This window comes from Mesorhizobium sp. M7A.F.Ca.MR.362.00.0.0 (assembly GCF_004023175.1).
In the GTDB taxonomy this organism is placed as follows: Bacteria; Pseudomonadota; Alphaproteobacteria; order Rhizobiales; family Rhizobiaceae; genus Mesorhizobium.
Genome location: NZ_RZTF01001022.1, coordinates 1 through 275, shown reverse-complemented (window position 1 = coordinate 275; position 275 = coordinate 1). Strand labels below are relative to the sequence as shown.

Here is a 275-nt window from a genome sequence, read left to right as displayed (position 1 = left end):
GTAGATACCTTTATTAGTAGAGAATCAATTACGACCCAACTATTAAAGGATTTGAAGGTTATATCTAATGTGAAACAAATTCCAGATATAGGATTTACTTTGCCGAATAGATCAATAAAAACAAAGGAAACCTTACTAGCTAAAGGAGATGTGAAAATTGGCTTAACATTACTAGACTGGAGATTTGCTAAGAAGGATTCTACAGTTGAAGACATAGATAGATATATTTCAAAAGTTGCAAATGCCTGTAACGAACTATTTTCACAAAACAATAA

Annotated in this window: 1 protein-coding gene; it reads left to right on the top strand. The window is 30.9% G+C overall.

All coding sequences use genetic code 11. The features are described from left to right. Positions 1-275: hypothetical protein (locus tag EOC06_RS40635; protein ID WP_164899086.1), on the top strand; the 275-nt coding region annotated here is incomplete at both ends.